This is a genomic window from Hymenobacter rubripertinctus, assembly GCF_003583925.1.
In the GTDB taxonomy this organism is placed as follows: Bacteria; Bacteroidota; Bacteroidia; order Cytophagales; family Hymenobacteraceae; genus Hymenobacter; species Hymenobacter rubripertinctus.
In genome coordinates this window covers 113809-131959 of sequence record NZ_QYCN01000001.1, presented here as the reverse complement: position 1 = coordinate 131959, position 18151 = coordinate 113809, and the positions used below count along the sequence as shown (strand labels likewise).

Annotated in this window: 22 protein-coding genes and 1 pseudogene; all 23 read left to right on the top strand. The window is 55.9% G+C overall.

The annotated features are described in order from the left end of the window. The first annotated feature begins 31 nt into the window (after positions 1 to 31). The gene (rpoC, locus tag D0T11_RS00580) at positions 32 to 4384 is read left to right on the top strand and encodes a DNA-directed RNA polymerase subunit beta' (protein WP_119653838.1); all 4353 of its coding nucleotides are present in this window, start codon (positions 32 to 34) and stop codon (positions 4382 to 4384) included. Between the two features lie 319 nt (positions 4385 to 4703). Beyond that, entirely contained in the window at positions 4704 to 5051 is a 348-nt protein-coding gene (locus D0T11_RS00575) for a DUF3467 domain-containing protein (protein WP_119653837.1), read from the top strand. Positions 5052 to 5216: 165 nt separating this feature from the next. Beyond that, positions 5217 to 5639 (top strand): 30S ribosomal protein S12, encoded by a 423-nt coding sequence (gene rpsL / locus D0T11_RS00570; RefSeq protein ID WP_019946178.1) that lies wholly within the window; start codon positions 5217 to 5219, stop codon positions 5637 to 5639. A gap of 86 nt (positions 5640 to 5725) precedes the next feature. After that, positions 5726 to 6193, top strand: a complete 468-nt coding sequence (gene rpsG, locus D0T11_RS00565; RefSeq protein WP_019946177.1) for a 30S ribosomal protein S7 — start codon at positions 5726 to 5728, stop codon at positions 6191 to 6193. 98 nt (positions 6194 to 6291) lie between these two features. Next, positions 6292 to 8436 carry an elongation factor G gene (gene fusA, locus D0T11_RS00560; protein WP_119653836.1) on the top strand — a complete coding sequence of 715 codons (2145 nt, stop codon included), beginning with the start codon at positions 6292 to 6294 and terminating at the stop codon, positions 8434 to 8436. A gap of 21 nt (positions 8437 to 8457) precedes the next feature. Then, positions 8458 to 8763, top strand: coding sequence for a 30S ribosomal protein S10 (gene rpsJ, locus D0T11_RS00555; RefSeq protein WP_084445992.1), 306 nt, complete (start codon positions 8458 to 8460; stop codon positions 8761 to 8763). A gap of 168 nt (positions 8764 to 8931) precedes the next feature. Continuing rightward, positions 8932 to 10215, top strand: coding sequence for an O-antigen ligase family protein (locus tag D0T11_RS00550; protein ID WP_119653835.1), 1284 nt, complete (start codon positions 8932 to 8934; stop codon positions 10213 to 10215). Positions 10216 to 10418: 203 nt separating this feature from the next. After that, the gene (rplC, locus tag D0T11_RS00545; protein ID WP_119653834.1) at positions 10419 to 11039 is read left to right on the top strand and encodes a 50S ribosomal protein L3; all 621 of its coding nucleotides are present in this window, start codon (positions 10419 to 10421) and stop codon (positions 11037 to 11039) included. Positions 11040 to 11048: 9 nt separating this feature from the next. Continuing rightward, positions 11049 to 11687 (top strand): 50S ribosomal protein L4, encoded by a 639-nt coding sequence (rplD, locus tag D0T11_RS00540; RefSeq protein WP_119653833.1) that lies wholly within the window; start codon positions 11049 to 11051, stop codon positions 11685 to 11687. After that, positions 11687 to 11974 carry a 50S ribosomal protein L23 gene (gene rplW / locus D0T11_RS00535; RefSeq protein ID WP_119653832.1) on the top strand — a complete coding sequence of 96 codons (288 nt, stop codon included), beginning with the start codon at positions 11687 to 11689 and terminating at the stop codon, positions 11972 to 11974. The genes rplD and rplW overlap by 1 nt, the downstream gene beginning before the upstream one ends. 39 nt (positions 11975 to 12013) lie before the next feature. After that, positions 12014 to 12841 carry a 50S ribosomal protein L2 gene (rplB, locus tag D0T11_RS00530; RefSeq protein WP_119653831.1) on the top strand — a complete coding sequence of 276 codons (828 nt, stop codon included), beginning with the start codon at positions 12014 to 12016 and terminating at the stop codon, positions 12839 to 12841. A gap of 3 nt (positions 12842 to 12844) precedes the next feature. Beyond that, on the top strand, positions 12845 to 13123 hold the full coding sequence (gene rpsS / locus D0T11_RS00525) for a 30S ribosomal protein S19 (RefSeq protein ID WP_088462464.1): 279 nt from the start codon (positions 12845 to 12847) through the stop codon (positions 13121 to 13123). 1 nt (position 13124) lies between these two features. After that, on the top strand, positions 13125 to 13604 hold the full coding sequence (gene rplV / locus D0T11_RS00520; protein ID WP_119653830.1) for a 50S ribosomal protein L22: 480 nt from the start codon (positions 13125 to 13127) through the stop codon (positions 13602 to 13604). 5 nt (positions 13605 to 13609) lie between these two features. Next, positions 13610 to 14482: a 30S ribosomal protein S3 gene (rpsC, locus tag D0T11_RS00515; RefSeq protein ID WP_119653829.1), complete on the top strand. Its 873-nt coding sequence runs from the start codon at positions 13610 to 13612 to the stop codon at positions 14480 to 14482. Between the two features lie 39 nt (positions 14483 to 14521). Next, positions 14522 to 14947 (top strand): 50S ribosomal protein L16, encoded by a 426-nt coding sequence (gene rplP, locus D0T11_RS00510; protein WP_119653828.1) that lies wholly within the window; start codon positions 14522 to 14524, stop codon positions 14945 to 14947. 1 nt (position 14948) lies between these two features. After that, positions 14949 to 15161 carry a 50S ribosomal protein L29 gene (gene rpmC, locus D0T11_RS00505; protein WP_119653827.1) on the top strand — a complete coding sequence of 71 codons (213 nt, stop codon included), beginning with the start codon at positions 14949 to 14951 and terminating at the stop codon, positions 15159 to 15161. Between the two features lie 2 nt (positions 15162 to 15163). Continuing rightward, on the top strand, positions 15164 to 15457 hold the full coding sequence (rpsQ, locus tag D0T11_RS00500) for a 30S ribosomal protein S17 (protein WP_119653826.1): 294 nt from the start codon (positions 15164 to 15166) through the stop codon (positions 15455 to 15457). 1 nt (position 15458) lies between these two features. Continuing rightward, positions 15459 to 15827 carry a 50S ribosomal protein L14 gene (gene rplN, locus D0T11_RS00495; protein ID WP_119653825.1) on the top strand — a complete coding sequence of 123 codons (369 nt, stop codon included), beginning with the start codon at positions 15459 to 15461 and terminating at the stop codon, positions 15825 to 15827. A 3-nt stretch (positions 15828 to 15830) separates the two neighbouring features. After that, positions 15831 to 16079: pseudogene (rplX, locus tag D0T11_RS00490) on the top strand (50S ribosomal protein L24); the annotation flags it as partial. A 27-nt stretch (positions 16080 to 16106) separates the two neighbouring features. Continuing rightward, positions 16107 to 16667 carry a 50S ribosomal protein L5 gene (gene rplE, locus D0T11_RS00485; protein ID WP_119653823.1) on the top strand — a complete coding sequence of 187 codons (561 nt, stop codon included), beginning with the start codon at positions 16107 to 16109 and terminating at the stop codon, positions 16665 to 16667. Further along, positions 16660 to 16929, top strand: coding sequence for a 30S ribosomal protein S14 (rpsN, locus tag D0T11_RS00480; RefSeq protein WP_092738469.1), 270 nt, complete (start codon positions 16660 to 16662; stop codon positions 16927 to 16929). The genes rplE and rpsN overlap by 8 nt, the downstream gene beginning before the upstream one ends. A gap of 240 nt (positions 16930 to 17169) precedes the next feature. Next, positions 17170 to 17568 carry a 30S ribosomal protein S8 gene (gene rpsH / locus D0T11_RS00475; protein WP_119653822.1) on the top strand — a complete coding sequence of 133 codons (399 nt, stop codon included), beginning with the start codon at positions 17170 to 17172 and terminating at the stop codon, positions 17566 to 17568. Positions 17569 to 17588: 20 nt separating this feature from the next. Further along, on the top strand, positions 17589 to 18143 hold the full coding sequence (rplF, locus tag D0T11_RS00470; protein ID WP_119653821.1) for a 50S ribosomal protein L6: 555 nt from the start codon (positions 17589 to 17591) through the stop codon (positions 18141 to 18143). The last annotated feature ends 8 nt before the right edge of the window (positions 18144 to 18151 follow it).

The following is an 18151-nucleotide window of genomic DNA, read 5'->3' as shown; positions in this document are numbered from 1 at the left end:
CCACAAAGCCAACAGCTAATAGCTTCCACACATGGCGTTTGCAAAAAACAAGAAACTGGTACAGGACTTCTCGAAAGTCACCATTTCGCTGGCCTCGCCCGAATCCATTCTGGAGCGGTCGAACGGCGAAGTAGTGAAGCCCGAGACGATCAACTACCGGACCTACAAGCCCGAGATGGGCGGTCTGTTCTGCGAACGGATTTTCGGTCCGGTGAAAGACTGGGAATGCCACTGCGGCAAATACAAGCGCATCCGCTACAAGGGCATCATCTGCGACCGTTGCGGCGTGGAGGTGACCGAGAAGAAAGTTCGCCGGGAGCGGATGGGCCACATCGAACTGGTGGTGCCCGTAGCGCATATCTGGTACTTTAAGTCCCTGCCCAATAAAATCGGCTACCTGCTGGGCCTGCCCACCAAAAAGCTCGACCAAATCATTTACTATGAGCGCTACGCCGTAGTACAGCCGGGCCTGCTGGCTGAGGAAGGCGTGCAGCAGCTCGACTTTCTGACCGAGGACGAATACCTCGACATCATCGACAAGCTCCCCCGGGAGAACCAGATGCTGCCGAACGACGACCCGAACAAGTTCATCGCCCGGATGGGTGCCGAGGCGCTGCAAATGCTGCTCGAGCGCATCAACCTTGATGAACTGAGCTACTCGCTGCGGGATTCCGCCGCCCACGAAACGTCGCAGCAGCGGAAGGCCGAGGCCCTCAAGCGTCTGCGTGTGGTGGAAGCGTTCCGTGACGCGGCCACCCGCGTGGAGAACCGCCCCGAGTGGATGGTTATCCGCATGGTGCCCGTAATTCCGCCGGAACTGCGCCCCTTGGTTCCGCTCGACGGTGGCCGTTTCGCTACCTCCGACCTGAACGACCTGTACCGTCGCGTGATCATCCGCAACAACCGCCTCAAGCGCCTGATCGAAATCAAGGCTCCCGAGGTGATTCTGCGGAACGAGAAGCGCATGTTGCAGGAAGCCGTGGACTCGCTCTTCGACAACTCGCGGAAGGTGAATGCCGTGCGCGCCGAAGGCAACCGGGCCCTGAAGTCGCTGTCCGATATGCTGAAAGGCAAGCAGGGCCGTTTCCGTCAGAACCTGCTCGGTAAGCGGGTCGACTATTCCGGTCGTTCGGTTATTGTAGTAGGTCCCGAGTTGAAGCTGCACGAGTGCGGTCTGCCCAAGAATATGGCAGCCGAACTGTTCAAGCCGTTCATCATCCGCAAGCTCATCGAGCGCGGCATCGTGAAAACGGTGAAGTCGGCCAAGAAAATCGTGGACCGCAAGGACGCCGTGGTATGGGACATTCTGGAGAACGTGCTGAAAGGCCACCCAGTATTGCTCAACCGCGCTCCTACGCTGCACCGCTTGGGTATCCAGGCGTTCCAGCCGCGCCTCATCGAGGGCAAGGCTATCCAGCTGCACCCCCTCGTTTGTACGGCCTTCAACGCTGACTTTGACGGTGACCAGATGGCTGTGCACGTGCCCCTCGGGCCGGCCGCTATCCTGGAAGCCTCCATGCTCATGCTGGCCTCGCACAACATCCTGAACCCGGCCAACGGCGCGCCCATCGCGGTACCGTCGCAGGACATGGTCCTGGGCCTTTACTACGTAACCAAGGGCAAGCGTACCACACCCGAGGAAACGATTCAGGGCGAAGGCATGGTGTTCTACTCCGATGAGGAAGTAGTAATTGCCCTCAACGAAAACCGCCTCTCCAAGCACGCCTACATCAAGGTGCGCACCCAGATTCGCGACGAGGAGGATAACCTCGTGACTAAAATCGTGGAGACTGTGGCTGGCCGCGTGCTGTTCAACCAGCTCGTGCCCGCTGAGGTAGGTTTCGTGGATGAGCTGCTCACCAAGAAGAAGCTCCAGCAGATCATCTCGATGGTCTTCAAGCGCACCGGCATGGCCCGCACCGCGCAGTTCCTCGACGACATCAAGACGCTGGGCTTCCAGTCAGCTTACAAAGGTGGTCTGTCGATGGGTCTGGGCGACATCCAGATTCCTAAGGAGAAGGATGAGCTGGTACTGCAGGCGCAGAACGACGTGAAAGCGGTAACCCAGAACTACCAGATGGGTCTGATTACCGACAACGAGCGGTACAACCAGGTTATTGACATCTGGACGCGTATCAACAACCAAATCACTGAAACCCTCATGGGTCGCCTCGAAAAGGAGAACCAGGGCTTCAACTCGATTTACATGATGATGCACTCCGGTGCCCGGGGTTCGCGCGAGCAGATTCGTCAGCTCGGCGGTATGCGGGGGCTGATGGCCAAGCCGCAGAAGTCGCTCCAGGGTTCGATTGGCGAGATTATCGAGAACCCGATTCTGTCTAACTTCAAAGAAGGTCTGGACGTAATCGAGTACTTTATCTCGACCCACGGTGCCCGGAAAGGTTTGGCCGACACGGCTCTGAAGACGGCTGACGCCGGCTACCTGACCCGTCGTCTGGTGGACGTATCGCAGGACGTTATCGTGAACGAGCCGGATTGCGGCACGTTGCGCGGTATCGAAACCTTCGCCTTGAAGGATAACGAGGACATCGTGGAGCCGTTGGCCGAGCGGATCTTGGGTCGCGTGGCCGTTCACGATATCGTGGACCCGCTCACCGACGAAGTGATTCTGGAAGCCGGTGAGGAAATCGTGGAGGAAACCACCCGTCGCATCGATGCCACGAGCATCGAGTCGGTGGAGATTCGCTCGGTACTGACCTGCGAAAGCAAGCGTGGTATCTGCGCCAAGTGCTACGGCCGTAACCTTTCGTCGGGCCGCATGGTCCAGCGCGGTGAGGCAGTAGGTGTAATTGCCGCTCAGTCCATTGGCGAGCCCGGTACTCAGCTCACGCTGCGTACTTTCCACGTAGGTGGTACGGCCTCCAACATTGCCGTAGAAGCCAGCATCCGCGCTAAGTTCGCGGGCGTGGTCGAGTTCGAAGACATCCGCACCGTGGATACCCTGACCGACGAAGGCGTGAAGGGCAAAGTGGTGATGGGTCGTTCGGGCGAAATCCGTATCGTCGAGAAGGGCACCGGCAAGGTGTTCATCTCGAACCACGTGCCCTACGGCTCGTTCCTGCTGGTCGATGAAGGCCAGGAGGTAGAGAAGGGCCAGGAGCTCAATAATTGGGACCCTTACAACGCCGTTATTCTGGCCGAGTTTGATGGTGCCGTTGTGTACGATGCCATTATTGATGGTATCACTTATCGGGAGGAGTCGGACGAGCAGACGGGTCACCGCGAGAAGGTGATTATCGAATCCAAGTCGGCCAAGGACCAGAACCCCGCCATCATCGTGCGCCCCGGCAAAAAGGGCGACGAGGAGGGACAGAAGGCCTACAGCATTCCGGTGGGTTCCCACATCAATGTGGAGAACGGCCAGAAAATCAAGGCTGGTCAGATTCTGGCCAAGATTCCGCGTGCCGTGGGCAAAACCCGCGACATTACCGGTGGTCTGCCCCGCGTTACGGAACTCTTCGAAGCCCGTAACCCATCGAACCCGGCTGTTGTGGCCGAAATCGATGGCGTGGTAACCTATGGTACGGTGAAGCGTGGTAACCGTGAAATCTTTGTCGAGTCGAAAGACGGCGTCAAGAAGAAGTACATGGTGCCGCTGTCGAAGCACATTCTGGTGCAGGACAACGACTTCATCCGCGCTGGTTCGCCGCTCTCCGATGGGGCCATTACGCCGTCCGATATCCTGAGCATTCAGGGTCCGGGTGCCGTGCAGGAATACCTCGTGAACGAAATTCAGGAAGTGTACCGCTTGCAGGGTGTGAAGATCAACGACAAGCACATCGAGGTGGTCGTCCGCCAGATGATGCAGAAGGTAGTTATCCTCGACGCCGGTGACACGTCGTTCCTCGAACATCAGGTAATCGACAAGATTATCTTCATGGAAGAGAATGATACCATCATCGACATGAAAGTGGTAACGACTGCCGGTGATTCGAGCAACTTCAAGCCCGGCCAGATTGTAACGGCTCGTCGTCTGCGCGACGAGAACAGCAGCCTGCGCCGCCGCGACCTGACGCTGGTCGAAGTGCGCGACGCCCAACCTTCGGTTTCGCGTCCGACGCTCCAGGGTATCACCCAGGCGTCGTTGGGCACCCAGTCGTTCATCTCGGCCGCTTCCTTCCAGGAGACGACCAAGGTGCTGTCGGAAGCCGCCATCCGTGGCAAGGCCGACGAACTGCTGGGCCTCAAGGAGAACGTGATTGTGGGCCACCTCATCCCGGCCGGTACCGGTCTGCGCGAGTACACCCGCCAGATTGTGGGCTCGAAGGAAGAGATGGAAGCTGCTCAGGCCGCCAAGGCCGAGGAGGCTGCCACGCCTACCAAGCGTCCATCGCGCGCCAAGCGCGAGGTATCGGCAGAGTAATCTGCGGAAGTGAGTAAACGAGAAAACCCCAGCCGAAGTGATTCGGCTGGGGTTTTCTTTTTAGCTTTGACGGTTTAGCTAACCTGAAAACTGATGCGGTATCTACTGCTTATTGTAGGTGCAAGCTGGCTGCTCGCATACCAACTATCATGTGCTTGATATTATGTGTCAATAGCTACAACAGTCAGGCTGATTCGAATAGCTTTAATTTCATTGACTATATCAGTGTAGGCTTAACCGTCATCATTTGCGTTTTCACAATCTCTACCGCTAAACAAAAGCGTCGGCAACTAAAGGCCGACCGCAAAAACCTAACCTCATGAACCAACCCACCGAACCCCAGAACCCCGACGCGGCCCAGCCGCAGGACCCGAACGCCATCAACATCGAGCTGTCGGAGGAAATAGCCGAGGGCGAGTACGCCAACCTGGCCATGATTGCCCACAGCAGCAGTGAGTTTGTGATTGACTTTATCCGGCTGATGCCGGGCCTGCCCAAGGCCAAGGTAAAGTCGCGCATCATCCTCACGCCCGAGCACGCCAAGCGTTTGCAAGCAGCACTGGCAGAGAACATCGAGCGGTTCGAGCAGGCTCACGGCAATATCAAGCCCCAGAGCGATACGCCCGCTTACCCGATGGGCTTTGGTGGCACGATGGGGGAAGCGTAATAGTAGGGAAGAAAGTAGGGGCGGGGGCAAGCCACGCCCCTACAATGGGCTGATGTTGACTCCTAAAACAAACTATCTCAACCGGTTTGCTATTGGTCAGCATCTTTTCTACCTTTGCAAGCCTAATTTTTGGGAGAGAACCCTCCTTGACAAAACATTCCGTAAATGCCTACTATCAACCAGTTAGTACGAAAAGGCCGCGAGAAGCTGACGACCAAGTCGAAGTCGCCGGCCCTTGACTCGTGCCCGCAGCGCCGTGGCGTATGCACCCGTGTGTACACCACCACGCCTAAGAAGCCGAACTCGGCTATGCGTAAGGTAGCCCGCGTGCGCCTCACCAACGGCAAAGAAGTAAACGCCTACATCCCCGGTGAAGGCCACAACCTGCAGGAGCACAGCATCGTGCTGATTCGTGGTGGTCGGGTGAAAGATTTGCCCGGCGTGCGTTACCACATCATCCGCGGTGCCCTCGATACGGCTGGTGTAAACGGCCGTACTCAGCGCCGTTCGAAATACGGAGCCAAGCGTCCGAAGCCCGGCCAGGCAGCCGCTGCCGGCAAAGGTGCTCCCGCTAAGAAGAAAAAGTAATTGAAACCGAGTGAGGTAGTGCGAAGTGCTGGATAGCACATGGTTCTTATCCCACTTGCCCGCTACCTCAACTCATTTCTACACCCATGAGAAAGTCAAAACCAAAGAAGCGCATCCTCCTGCCCGACCCCAAATACAAGGAGACGCTGGTAACCCGTTTCGTCAACTATATGATGTATGACGGGAAGAAAAACCTGGCCTACACCATTTTCTACGACGCCTGCGAGCTGGTAGAAGCGCGCACCAAGGAAAGCGGCGTGGAGATGTGGCGCAAAGCCCTGAACAACGTGATGCCGACCGTAGAAGTGAAGAGCCGCCGCGTAGGTGGTGCTACCTTCCAGGTGCCGATCGAAGTTCGTCCCGACCGTCGGATTGCTGTTGGCTCGAAGTGGCTGATTCAGTATGCTCGTCGCCGTGGTGAAAAGACCATGAAAGATAAGCTGGCCGGCGAAATCATTGCCGCCGCGAAAGGGGAAGGTGCTGCCGTGAAGAAAAAGGACGACACGCATCGGATGGCGGAAGCCAACAAGGCCTTCTCGCACTTCCGTTTCTAAGTGGCGAATAAGCGGATGAGTAACGGAGCGAAGTTCAGGAACTGAACTATTCATTCGCCTCACTCATTCACTCATTCACTTACTCACTCATTGAACCAATGGCTGTAAATAAAGATCTGCAATACCTCCGGAATATCGGGATTATGGCGCACATCGACGCCGGTAAAACCACCACGTCGGAGCGCATTCTCTACTATACCGGTAAGACCCACAAAATCGGGGAGGTGCACGAAGGTGCCGCCACGATGGACTGGATGGAGCAGGAGCAGGAGCGGGGTATCACCATTACCTCGGCCGCTACTACCACCTTCTGGAACTACCCGACTGACGCCAACGGCGAACCAGTTGAAAGCACCAAGCAGTACAAAATCAACCTGATTGACACCCCCGGTCACGTAGACTTTACCGTAGAGGTGGAGCGCTCGTTGCGCGTGCTCGACGGCGCTGTGGCGTTGTTCTGTGCTGTATCCGGTGTGGAGCCGCAGTCGGAAACTGTATGGCGTCAGGCTGACAAGTACAAGGTGCCCCGCATCTGCTTCGTCAACAAGATGGACCGTGCAGGTGCCGACTTCTTCAAAGCCGTAAACGAAATCAAGGAGAAGCTGGGCGCTAACCCCGTGCCACTCCAGATTCCGATTGGCGCTGAAGATACCTTCAAAGGCGTAGTTGACCTGCTGACTGGCAAAGCCATTGTGTGGGACGACGCGACCCAGGGCAAATCGTTCCACGAAATCCCCGTTCCCGAGGACCTCGTGGATACGGTAGCCGAGTGGCGCCAGAAGCTGGTGGAAAGCGTTGCCGAATACGACGACGCCCTGCTGGAGAAGTTCTTCGACGACCCGGACTCCATTACCCGTGAGGAAATGATGGTCGTGATCCGCCAGGCGGTTATCGACATGAAGTTTTCGCCCGTGATGTGCGGCTCGGCCTTCAAGAACAAAGGTGTACAGACGATGCTGGACGGCGTAATGGCCTACCTGCCCTCGCCGCTCGACATGCCCCCCATTATCGGCAAAAACCCCGATACGGAAGAGGAAATCGAGCGTCACCCCGACAACTCGGAGCCTTTCACGGCTTTGGCCTTTAAGATTGCCACCGACCCCTTTGTGGGCCGTCTGTGCTTCTTCCGCTGCTACAGCGGGGTGCTTGACGCTGGTTCGTACGTGCACAACAACCGCACGAACAAGAAGGAGCGGATCTCGCGCCTCATGCAGATGCACTCCAACAAGCAGAACCCGATTGATAAGATTCAGGCCGGCGACATTGCCGCCGGTGTGGGTTTCAAGGACATCAAGACCGGTGATACGCTGAGCGACGAGAAGCACCCGATTGTGCTCGAGTCGATGTCGTTCCCTGAGCCCGTTATCGGTTACGCTATTGAGCCGAAGACGCAGGTGGATATGGACCGCATGGGCATGGCTATTGCCAAGCTCGTGGAAGAAGATCCGACCCTAGTGGTACAGACTGACCCCGAGACGGGCCAGACGGTACTGAAAGGCATGGGAGAGCTTCACCTCGAAATTATCATCGACCGGATGCGTCGGGAGTTCAAAGTGGAAATCAACCAGGGTGCCCCGATGGTAGCCTATAAGGAGATTCTCACCAAGAATGTTGAGCACCGCGAAACGTACAAGAAGCAGACGGGTGGCCGGGGTAAATTCGGTGACATCCAGTTTGAACTTGGTCCGAAACTAACTGATCCGGAGAAACCCGGTCTGGAGTTCGTCAACGACATCACGGGTGGTGTCATCCCCCGCGAATTCATCGCGCCGATTCAGAAAGGTTTCGAAGAAGCCATGAAGAACGGTCCGCTGGCGGGCTTCCCTATCGAGGGCATGCGCGTCCGGCTGTACTACGGCTCCTTCCACGACGTTGACTCGGACGCGCTGTCGTTCGAACTCGCCGCCCGGGGTGGTTTCCGGGAAGCCGGCAAGCAAGCCGGTCCGCGACTGCTTGAGCCAATCATGGCTGTCGAAGTAGTTTCGCCGGACGAATACACCGGCTCGGTTACGGGTGACCTGAACCGTCGTCGGGGTATTATGAAGGGCATGGACACGAAGGCAGGTGCCAACGTTATCAAGGCTGACGTTCCGCTATCGGAGCTGTTCGGCTACGTAACTACGCTGCGCACCATTTCGTCGGGTCGGGCCTCCGCTTCGCTTACGTTCTCGCACTACGATCAGGTGCCGAACAACCTCGCGGAAGCCATTATTGCCAAGCAGAAGGGTAACGCCATTCGCTAATCCGCTTTTTCATTAATCGACATGAACCAGAAAATTCGCATTAAACTCAAATCCTACGACCACAATTTGGTGGACAAATCGTCGGAGAAGATTGTTAAGGCGGTGAAGGCTACGGGCGCTATTGTAAGCGGCCCCATTCCCCTGCCCACGAAAAAGGAGAAATTCACCGTGCTCCGTTCGCCCCACGTGAACAAGAAGAGCCGGGAGCAATTCCAGCTTTGCACTTACAAGCGCCTCGTGGACATCTACTCGACTTCGTCGAAAACCGTAGATGCCCTGATGAAGCTGGAGTTGCCCAGCGGCGTTGACGTTGAAATCAAAGTCTGAGGACCGGTTTCTGTTAGCTGATTAGCCAAGCGCCCCACTAACTCCTCGGAGTTGGTGGGGCGTTTTTGTCGTATATAATGCAACTTTGCTGTTCAGCAGCTACTATAGCAGGGTTTTTGAACTCGTCTTTGCCTCTAGGACACTGCCGCCCACTTTCCCATCATCTGTATGAAGTCATTCTGGGGTTTGGTTATGACGCGCGAACGACTGCTACTGGCGGCCACGTTGTTCGGTACGTGCATCATCATCGGACTATTCACCAGCAAATACATTCGCATCCTGCCAAGTATTGGAATGGTGGGATTCACCCTAACGGCCCTGATCCAGTGTGTACTACACGGTTCGTCACCGCCACGTGCCAGCAGATCGGTATACGGGGCCTTTGGCTTGGTCTATCTGGTGCATCTGGCTGCCGGGCTCACTACCTCAGAAGAAGGGTTGGATGCCTTCCGGCAGGACCTAATTTTGCAGCTACCTTATCTGCTGCTGCCATTAGGTTTCTGGTTGCTGCCACCTTTGCCGACCAGCCATTTGCGCGGCCTCTGGCTGACGCTGGTGGCGGCAGCCAGCGTAGCAGCTATTCTGAGCACTGGTAATTACTTGCTGCATTTCGAGCAGATCAATGAAGCCTATCTGCATTCCAAAGTCATGCCTACTGAGCCGGACCACATTCGGTTTAGCCTGCTCGTAACACTGGCTATAACAGCGGGCGTTGCGCTGCTAGCCCATCGAAGCATCGGGAGTCAGTGGGGGAGGGCAGGGCTCTGGACAACGGTAATGTTGCTGGCTTTCTACCAGCATCTGCTGGCGGTACGCAGCGGACTCGTTAGTTTTTACGTGGTGGGTGGAGCAGCTCTGCTATGGTTGCTATTCCGGAGCCGCCAGTATCAGCAGGCGTTGGTGCTGGCAGCGTGTCTGGTGCTGATACCGGGCATCAGCTATTCCGTATTTCCTACGCTGCAAAATAAATCGGCCAACACCCAAGAAGACATGAGCCGGGTGCATCACACCCAGTCGGCCAATAACTACTCGTTGGTTGGTCGCGTGTACTCGTACAAGGTCGCATTGAAAGTGATTAGGGCACATCCGTGGCTGGGAGTAGGCAAAGGCGATATGGCATCAGAAATGGCCGTCTACTACCGGCGCGACTTTCCCAATATTGAGCCGGAGGCCTACATTCTACCCCATAATCAATATTTGTACTCTGCCGTGGCGTTCGGCATTTCGGGCTTGCTGATCTTTATCGTTGGCTTCTATTATGCCGGTATCAGCGTGTGGCCCCGCTACGCGCCGCTATTACTAGCACAGTACTTGATTCTGACCGTTTCGTTTCTGGTCGAATACACCTTGGAAACGCAGGTAGGGCTGGGCTTCGCCCTGTTCTTTTTGCTGCTGGCCCTTGAGGGCAGCAAGTCAGTGTCAGATGCCGAAACCACATGGCGGCCTGCCTGAGCCAATCCGGGTACTTGCTGTCAGATTTTGAGTACCGAGGCGGCCAGGGATGCGGGGGTGAAGTCGCAGCTAACTATGTGGTTCTGAAAATATTTCAGACTGGATTTAGATATTACCGGAACAATTTCCTAGCTTTGCACTCCATTTCCGAAAATGCCACGTGGGCGTTTTCGAGTTGTGTCTTTTTCTAAAACCCCAATTGAATGCCTGGCATCATCGGTAAAAAAATCGGTATGACAAGCCTCTTCACTCCGGACGGGAAGAATATTCCCTGCACGCTCATCGAAGCGGGTCCGTGCGTAGTGACGCAGGTTAAGACCATCGAAACGGACGGCTATTCGGCCATCCAGCTCGGTTACGGCGAGAAAAAAGCGAAAAACACCACCAAAGCATTGGTTGGTCACTTCGCTAAAGCCGGCACCACTCCTAAGCGGAAACTCGTAGAGTTCCGTCTGGATGAGACAGCCGCTTTCGCGGCTGGCAGCGAAATCAACACTTCCCTCTTCGAGGAAGGCGAATTCGTTGACGTAGTAGGTACCTCCAAGGGTAAAGGTTTCCAGGGCGTTGTGAAGCGTTACAACTTCGCCGGTGTTGGTGGCCAGACTCACGGCCAGCATAACCGGGGTCGTCACCCTGGTTCTATCGGTGCCTGCTCCTGGCCTTCGCGCGTATTCAAAGGAATGCGCATGGGTGGCCGCATGGGCAACGACCGGGTGAAAGTGCAGAACCTGAAGGTAATGCGCATTGTAGCCGACAAAAACCTCATCGTGGTGAGCGGCTCGATTCCCGGTGCCAAGAACTCTTTCGTGGTCCTGGAAAAATAACCTAGTAAGATGGAACTGTCAGTAATCAATAGCAAAGGCGAGGACACCGGCCGTAAGGTTACCCTGTCCGATGCCATCTTCGGCCTTGAGCCGAACGAGCACGTGATGTACCTCGACGTGAAGCAATACCTGGCCAACCAGCGCCAGGGTACGCACAAGTCGAAGCAGCGCAATGAAGTGCACGGCACCACCAAGAAGCTCAAGAAGCAGAAAGGTACGGGCGGTGCCCGCGCCGGCTCTATGAAGTCGGGCGTATTCGTCGGTGGCGGCCGCATCTTCGGTCCCCAGCCCCGCGACTATGGCTTCAAGCTCAACAAGAAAACCAAGCGTCTGGCCCGCCTGTCGGCCCTCTCGTCGCTGGCCAAAGACGGCAAGGTATCCGTAGTGGAAAACATTACCATGTCGGCCGTAAAGACCAAGGACTTCGCCGCCATTCTGGCTGGCCTGAAGCTTAACAACGGCAAGAAGACCCTGCTCGTAACGGGCGCAGTTGAAAAGAACGTGATTCTGTCGGCCCGTAATATTCAGCGCGTGAGCGTGGCTACTCCCGTAGCTCTGAACACCCACGATCTGCTGAACACCGACACGCTGCTGCTGTCGGAGGATGGTCTGACGGCCTTGGAACAACTCTATACCAGCGCTGAGTAATGAGCATTCTGAAAAAACCCCTCGTAACTGAAAAGGCAACCGGTCTCAACGACAAAGGAAAATATTCCTTTGAAGTGGCGATCGATGCCAACAAGGTGCAGATCAAGAAGGAAATCGAGCAGATGTATGGCGTAACGGTGACTAACATCAGCACTATGCGCACCATCGGCAAGGTGAAATCCAAATTCACGAAAGGTGGCTCTATCTCGGGCCGTCGTCCGCACGGCAAGAAAGCCGTGGTGACCGTGAAGGAAGGCGACATCATCGACTTCTACAGCGGCCTGTAAGCCTACTTTCCCGCCAAGAATTTTTCCTAAGCAAGAGTAATGGCACTCAAAAAACTAAGACCAACATCACCGGGTCAGCGCTTTCGCATCGCCCCGGCTTTCGACGAGATTACTGCGTCGACGCCGGAGAAGTCGCTGTTGGCACCCCTCAAAAACTCCGGTGGCCGTAACAATTCGGGCAAAATGTCCAACCGCTACATCGGCGGTGGTCATAAAGCCAAGTACCGGATCATCGACTTCAAGCGTGACAAGGCCTCCGTGCCCGCCACGGTGAAGACGATTGAATATGATCCGAACCGCACCGCGCGTATTGCTTTGCTGCAATATGCCGATGGTGAAAAGCGCTACATCATTGCTCCTGCCGGTTTGGTAGTGGGCAACGAAGTGGTGTCGGGTTCGGGCGTTGCACCGGAAGTTGGTAATGCCCTGCCCCTGCGCGAAATTCCGCTGGGTACCATTGTGCACAACATCGAGCTGATGCCCGGTAATGGTGCGGCAATGGCCCGCTCGGCCGGAACTTACGCACAGTTGGTAGCCCGCGAAGACAAATACGCCACCCTGAAACTGCCCTCCGGCGAAATGCGCATGGTCCTGGTGACTTGCATGGCCACGGTAGGCACCGTTTCTAATGGCGACCACATGAACGTTCGTCTCGGCAAAGCCGGTCGTAACCGCTGGTTGGGTCGTCGTCCGCGCGTTCGTGGTGTAGCCATGAACCCCGTCGATCACCCAATGGGTGGTGGTGAAGGTAAGTCGTCGGGTGGTCACCCACGCAGCCGTAACGGTATCTTCTCCAAAGGTCAGAAGACCCGGAACAAGAACAAGTATTCCGAGCAGCTCATCGTCAACCGTAAAGGCAAGAAGTAAGCAATGGCACGTTCACTAAAAAAAGGGCCGTACATTGACTTCCGGCTCGAGAAGAAAGTAACGGCAATGGAAGAATCCGGCAAAAAGTCGGTGGTGAAGACCTGGTCTCGCCGCTCGATGATTTCGCCCGATTTCGTTGGCCACACCTTCGCCGTTCACAACGGCAATAAGTTCATCCCGGTGTATGTCACGGAGAACATGGTAGGACACAAACTCGGTGAGTTTGCTCCAACCCGGAACTTCCGCGGCCATATCGCCAAGAAAGATAAAGGCAAGCGCTAATATGGAAGCAGTAGCTAAACTCCGGAACGTGCCTACCTCGCCGCGCAAGATGCGCCTGGTAGCCAACCTGGTCCGTGGTCAGAAAGTGACCCGGGCCCTCGGCCTGCTGAAATTTGAGGCCAACTCGGGCGCTCCTAAAATCGAGAAACTGCTCCTGTCGGCTTTGGCCAACTGGCAGCAGAAGAACGAGGACGAGCGCATTGAGGATGCTAACCTCTACATCAAAGAGATTTTCGTGGATGAAGGTCGCATGCTGAAGCGTCTGCGCCCCGCCCCCCAGGGTCGTGGCCACCGCATCCGCAAGCGTAGCAACCACGTGACGCTGATCATCGACTCGAAAGTAGAACCGCTCGGTAGCAAAGCTGCCGCCAAGCAGGCTGCTGAGACGAAAGGCACTGAGGCTACGGCGCAAGCTAAGCCGAAAGCCGCGCGTCGTAGCTCGAAGAAATCAACTGAAACCAAGGCAGAAGCCACCGCATAAGCACTATGGGACAGAAAGTAAATCCGGTTGGCTTCCGTCTGGGCGTCATTAAAGGATGGGACTCGAACTGGTACGGCGGCAAGGACTTTGCCGACAAGCTGGTGGAGGACGAGAAAATCCGCAAATACATCAACGCTCGTATTCCGAAGGGCGGCATCAGCCGCATCGTAATCGAGCGCACGCTGAAGCGCGTGACCATTACCATCAACACCGCCCGTCCGGGCGTAGTGATTGGTAAAGGCGGTGCCGAAGTGGACAAGATTAAGGACGAGCTGAAGCAGATAACCGGCAAGGACGTTCAGATCAACATTTTCGAGATCAAGCGCCCTGAACTGGACGCCAAGCTGGTTGGCGAGAGCATCGCTCAGCAGCTGGCTGCCCGGATCTCGTTCCGTCGGGCCATGAAGATGGCTATCCAGGCTGCTATGCGCGTTGGTGCCGAAGGCATCAAAATCCAGTGCGGTGGTCGTTTGGGTGGGGCCGAGATTGCTCGTTCCGAGCAGTACAAAGAAGGCCGCACTCCCCTGCACACGCTGCGGGCTGATATTGACTACGCTCTCTCGGAAGCCCAGACAGTGTATGGCAAAATTGGCATCAAGGTGTGGGTAATGCGTGGCGAAGTGTTCGGCAAGCCCGACCTCTCGCCTAACCAGCAGCCCGCTGGCGGTCAGGGTGGCGACAGCCGCAACGACCGTGGCCCGCGCAGTGAGCGTGGCCCGCGCCGCGACCGCAACGACCGGGGTGGCGACAGCCGCAGCGGTGGTGATCGGGGCGGCGACAGCCGCGGCGGTCAGCGTCGGGGTCCAGGTGGCCAAGGCGGCCAGGGTGGCCAGGGCGGTGCCGGTGGCAACCGGGGCGGTGGCGCACCACGTCGCTAGTCCTTTCCCTTTCTCTCGAATTTTAATACTACATAACTCATGTTACAACCGAAAAGGACCAAGTATCGCAAGATGCAAAAGGGTCGTGTGCATGGCTTAGCCCACCGCGGCAGCTCCATCGACTTCGGTTCGTTCGCTATCAAGTCGCTGGAACAGGCGTGGATTACGGCTCGCCAGATTGAGGCGGCCCGTATCGCCATGACCCGCGCCATGAAACGCGAAGGTCAAGTTTGGATCCGCATCTTCCCCGACAAGCCGATCACCAAGAAGCCCGCCGAAGTGCGGATGGGTAAGGGTAAAGGTTCGCCCGAGTATTGGGTAGCCTGCGTGAAGCCCGGCACCATCATGTTCGAATCGGACGGGGTAACGCTGGAAGTCGCTCAGGAGTCGCTGCGCCTGGCCGCTCAGAAACTGCCGGTACGGACGTCGTTTGTTGTTCGTCGTGACTACGTAGATAACAAGTAAGATGAAGAACGCCGAAATCCGTAACCTCTCAGTAGAGGACCTCAAAAATCAATTGAAGACCGAGCAGACCTCGGGTCAGACCATGCGCTTCGCGCACGCCATCTCGCCGTTGGAAAACCCGCTCCGTCTGAAGCAAGCCCGCAAAAACGTCGCCCGTCTGCTGACTGAGTTGAAGCGTCGCGAGAATGAGCAGGCTACAAACACTGCTAACTAACGATGGCAAACAACGAAGAACAGCAGGGCATTGCCGCTACCACTGAGCGGAACCTGCGCAAAGAAATCATCGGCCGCGTCACCTCCTCCAAGATGGATAAATCTATCACGGTAATGGTGGAGAGCAAGATGAAGCACCCGATCTACGGCAAATTCGTTACCAAGTCGACCAAGTTCATGGCCCACGACGAGAACAACGAGTGCGGCGAAGGCGATACAGTGCGCATCATGAGCACCCGCCCGCTAAGCAAAAGCAAGCGGTGGAGATTGGTAGAAATTGTAGAACGCGCCAAGTAAGATGATACAGCAAGAATCCCGTCTGACCGTCGCTGATAACAGCGGCGCCAAAGAAGTTCTCTGCATTCGTGTCCTCGGTGGCACGGGCAAGAAGTACGCCAGCGTAGGCGACAAGATTGTAGTCGCCATCAAGTCGGCTATTTCTTCCGGCAACGCTAAAAAAGGCACTGTATCGAAAGCAGTTGTTGTTCGTACCAAGAAGGAAGTTCGTCGCAAGGACGGCTCTTACATCCGGTTCGATGACAACGCGGCCGTACTGCTCAACAATAACGACGAGCCTCGCGGTACCCGCATCTTCGGCCCCGTAGCCCGTGAGCTACGTGAGCGCCAGTTCATGAAGATCGTTTCGCTGGCTCCTGAAGTTCTCTAAGCAATGGCAACGAAAACGAAAGCAACGCCTACGAAACTGCACGTGAAAACCGGTGACACCGTTTTGGTGATTTCCGGCGACGAGAAGGGTAAAACCGGCACCATTAAGTCGGTGAACCGTTCGACGCAGCGTGTTATCGTGGAAGGCCTGAACCTGGCAACCAAGCACAACAAACCCAGTGCGAAGAACCCCCAGGGCGGCATCACCAAGATCGAGGCCCCGATTCACGTGAGCAACGTGAAGCGCGTGGACTCGGCCAACGCCTAACCGCTCCCGACCATGGCTCGACTCAAAGAAAAATACAAGAAAGAAGTAGTACCCGCGCTCCAGGAGAAATTCCAGTTCAAGAGCACCATGCAGGTACCGCGCATCACCAAGATCTGCATCAACCGCGGTATCGGATCGGCAGTAGCCGATAAGAAGCTGGTGGACAATGGAGTGGATGAGCTGACGATCATTACTGGTCAGAAAGCGGTTCCTACCATCGCCAAGCGTTCGGTGTCGAACTTCAAACTGCGTGAAGGGATGCCCATAGGAGCCCGCGTAACCCTGCGTGGCGCTCAGATGTACGAATTCCTGGATCGTTTGCTGACTGTGGCACTGCCCCGCGTACGTGACTTCAAAGGCATCAACGATAAGGGCTTCGACGGCCGGGGCAACTATACCCTGGGCGTAAAAGAGCAAATCATTTTCCCGGAAATCTCGATCGACAAGATCAAGGCCATTGCCGGTATGGACATCACTTTTGTGACGACCGCCGAAAACGATGAGCAGAGCTATGAGCTGCTCAAGGCCTTTGGTATGCCGTTCGCTAACGCCAAGAAACAAAACAATGGCTAAGGAAAGCATGAAAGCACGGGAACGGAAGCGTATCGCTACCGTTGCCCGTTACGCCGAAAAGCGTAAGGCCCTGAAAGCGGCTGGCGATTACGAAGGTCTGGACAAGTTGCCCCGCAACGCGTCGCCCGTACGTCTGCATAACCGCGACAAAATCGACGGCCGTCCTCGTGGTTACATGCGCAAGTTCGGCATCAGCCGGGTGCGCTTCCGCGAGATGGCCCTCGCCGGCAAAATTCCCGGCGTAACCAAGTCGAGCTGGTAGATTGAGAATATATGAGGGATAGAGAACGAAGGAACTAGGGATTTAGGTCTGTATTCTTTTTGCTCTCTTATCCTTCATCTTCTCCAAAATTTGGCAGGTTGCCGAAAGAAACCATTGGCCGAGCCTCAACAAGCCGAGCCGAGTAGTCTTAACCGAAAATTTCGCTGACCCTTTCCGGGCCGGCGAAATTTTCATATCTTTGCGGCTCCCTAAAAATGGGCGCTGCCTTTTCACAATCGAATGAACACAGATCCAATTGCCGACTACCTGACCCGGGTACGCAATGCCATCAAGGCAAACCACCGGGTGGTGGAAATTCCGGCCAGCAACATCAAAAAGGAGATTACGAAGGTGCTCTATAAAAAGGGCTACATTCAGAGCTACCGGTTTGATGATGCCGCCGTGCAGGGCACGATTAAAATCGCCCTCAAGTACAACCCCACCACGAAGGTGCCGGCTATTACGAAATTGCAGCGCGTGAGCACGCCCGGTCTGCGCCAGTATGCGCACGTGGGCAACATGCCCCGCGTACTCAGTGGCTTGGGTATCGCCATTCTCTCCACGTCGAAGGGCGTGATGACGGAGAAAGAAGCGAAAGCTGAGAATGTGGGCGGCGAAGTGCTGTGCTACGTTTACTAATCTGAAAGGAAACAGAAACTATGTCACGCATTGGTAAACTGCCCATCAGCCTGCCCGACAACGTGCAGATTGAAGTGAGCAACGAAAACAAGGTAACCGTGAAGGGTCCGAAAGGTACCTTGGTGGTTCCCGTTGACCGCGACATCACCGTGGCCACGGAAGACGGCCAACTGGTGGTAACCCGCCCTACGGAGCAGAAGCGCCATAAAGCTATGCACGGCCTCTACCGCTCGCTGCTCAACAACGCCGTAAGCGGCGTGAGCAACGGTCTGGAAGAAAAGCTGGAATTGGTTGGTGTAGGCTACAAAGCCGCCATGGCTGGTACTACCCTGGAGCTTTCGTTGGGCTACTCGCACAACATCTTCTTGGCTCTGCCAGCCGAGGTTACCGCTACGGCAGTAACTGAAAAAGGTAAAAACCCCATCGTTACCCTCACCAGCATCGACAAGCAGTTGCTGGGCCAGGTAGCAGCAAAGATTCGCTCGTTGCGCAAAGTTGAGCCTTACAAAGGCAAAGGCGTGCGTTTCGTGGGTGAGCAGATTCGTCGTAAGGCTGGTAAAACGGCTTCGAAATAATAACGCAC

Coding starts and splice junctions, on each gene's coding strand:
- rplF (WP_119653821.1), top strand. CDS start 17,589: ATGTCACGCATTGGTAAACTGCCCATCAGCCTGCCCGACAACGTGCAG.
- fusA (WP_119653836.1), top strand. CDS start 6,292: ATGGCTGTAAATAAAGATCTGCAATACCTCCGGAATATCGGGATTATG.
- rpmC (WP_119653827.1), top strand. CDS start 14,949: ATGAAGAACGCCGAAATCCGTAACCTCTCAGTAGAGGACCTCAAAAAT.
- rpsC (WP_119653829.1), top strand. CDS start 13,610: ATGGGACAGAAAGTAAATCCGGTTGGCTTCCGTCTGGGCGTCATTAAA.
- rplC (WP_119653834.1), top strand. CDS start 10,419: ATGCCTGGCATCATCGGTAAAAAAATCGGTATGACAAGCCTCTTCACT.
- D0T11_RS00575 (WP_119653837.1), top strand. CDS start 4,704: ATGAACCAACCCACCGAACCCCAGAACCCCGACGCGGCCCAGCCGCAG.
- rpsL (WP_019946178.1), top strand. CDS start 5,217: ATGCCTACTATCAACCAGTTAGTACGAAAAGGCCGCGAGAAGCTGACG.
- rplD (WP_119653833.1), top strand. CDS start 11,049: ATGGAACTGTCAGTAATCAATAGCAAAGGCGAGGACACCGGCCGTAAG.
- rpsG (WP_019946177.1), top strand. CDS start 5,726: ATGAGAAAGTCAAAACCAAAGAAGCGCATCCTCCTGCCCGACCCCAAA.
- rplN (WP_119653825.1), top strand. CDS start 15,459: ATGATACAGCAAGAATCCCGTCTGACCGTCGCTGATAACAGCGGCGCC.
- rpsS (WP_088462464.1), top strand. CDS start 12,845: ATGGCACGTTCACTAAAAAAAGGGCCGTACATTGACTTCCGGCTCGAG.
- D0T11_RS00550 (WP_119653835.1), top strand. CDS start 8,932: ATGAAGTCATTCTGGGGTTTGGTTATGACGCGCGAACGACTGCTACTG.
- rpoC (WP_119653838.1), top strand. CDS start 32: ATGGCGTTTGCAAAAAACAAGAAACTGGTACAGGACTTCTCGAAAGTC.
- rplB (WP_119653831.1), top strand. CDS start 12,014: ATGGCACTCAAAAAACTAAGACCAACATCACCGGGTCAGCGCTTTCGC.
- rplV (WP_119653830.1), top strand. CDS start 13,125: ATGGAAGCAGTAGCTAAACTCCGGAACGTGCCTACCTCGCCGCGCAAG.
- rpsJ (WP_084445992.1), top strand. CDS start 8,458: ATGAACCAGAAAATTCGCATTAAACTCAAATCCTACGACCACAATTTG.
- rplW (WP_119653832.1), top strand. CDS start 11,687: ATGAGCATTCTGAAAAAACCCCTCGTAACTGAAAAGGCAACCGGTCTC.
- rpsN (WP_092738469.1), top strand. CDS start 16,660: ATGGCTAAGGAAAGCATGAAAGCACGGGAACGGAAGCGTATCGCTACC.
- rpsQ (WP_119653826.1), top strand. CDS start 15,164: ATGGCAAACAACGAAGAACAGCAGGGCATTGCCGCTACCACTGAGCGG.
- rplE (WP_119653823.1), top strand. CDS start 16,107: ATGGCTCGACTCAAAGAAAAATACAAGAAAGAAGTAGTACCCGCGCTC.
- rplP (WP_119653828.1), top strand. CDS start 14,522: ATGTTACAACCGAAAAGGACCAAGTATCGCAAGATGCAAAAGGGTCGT.
- rpsH (WP_119653822.1), top strand. CDS start 17,170: ATGAACACAGATCCAATTGCCGACTACCTGACCCGGGTACGCAATGCC.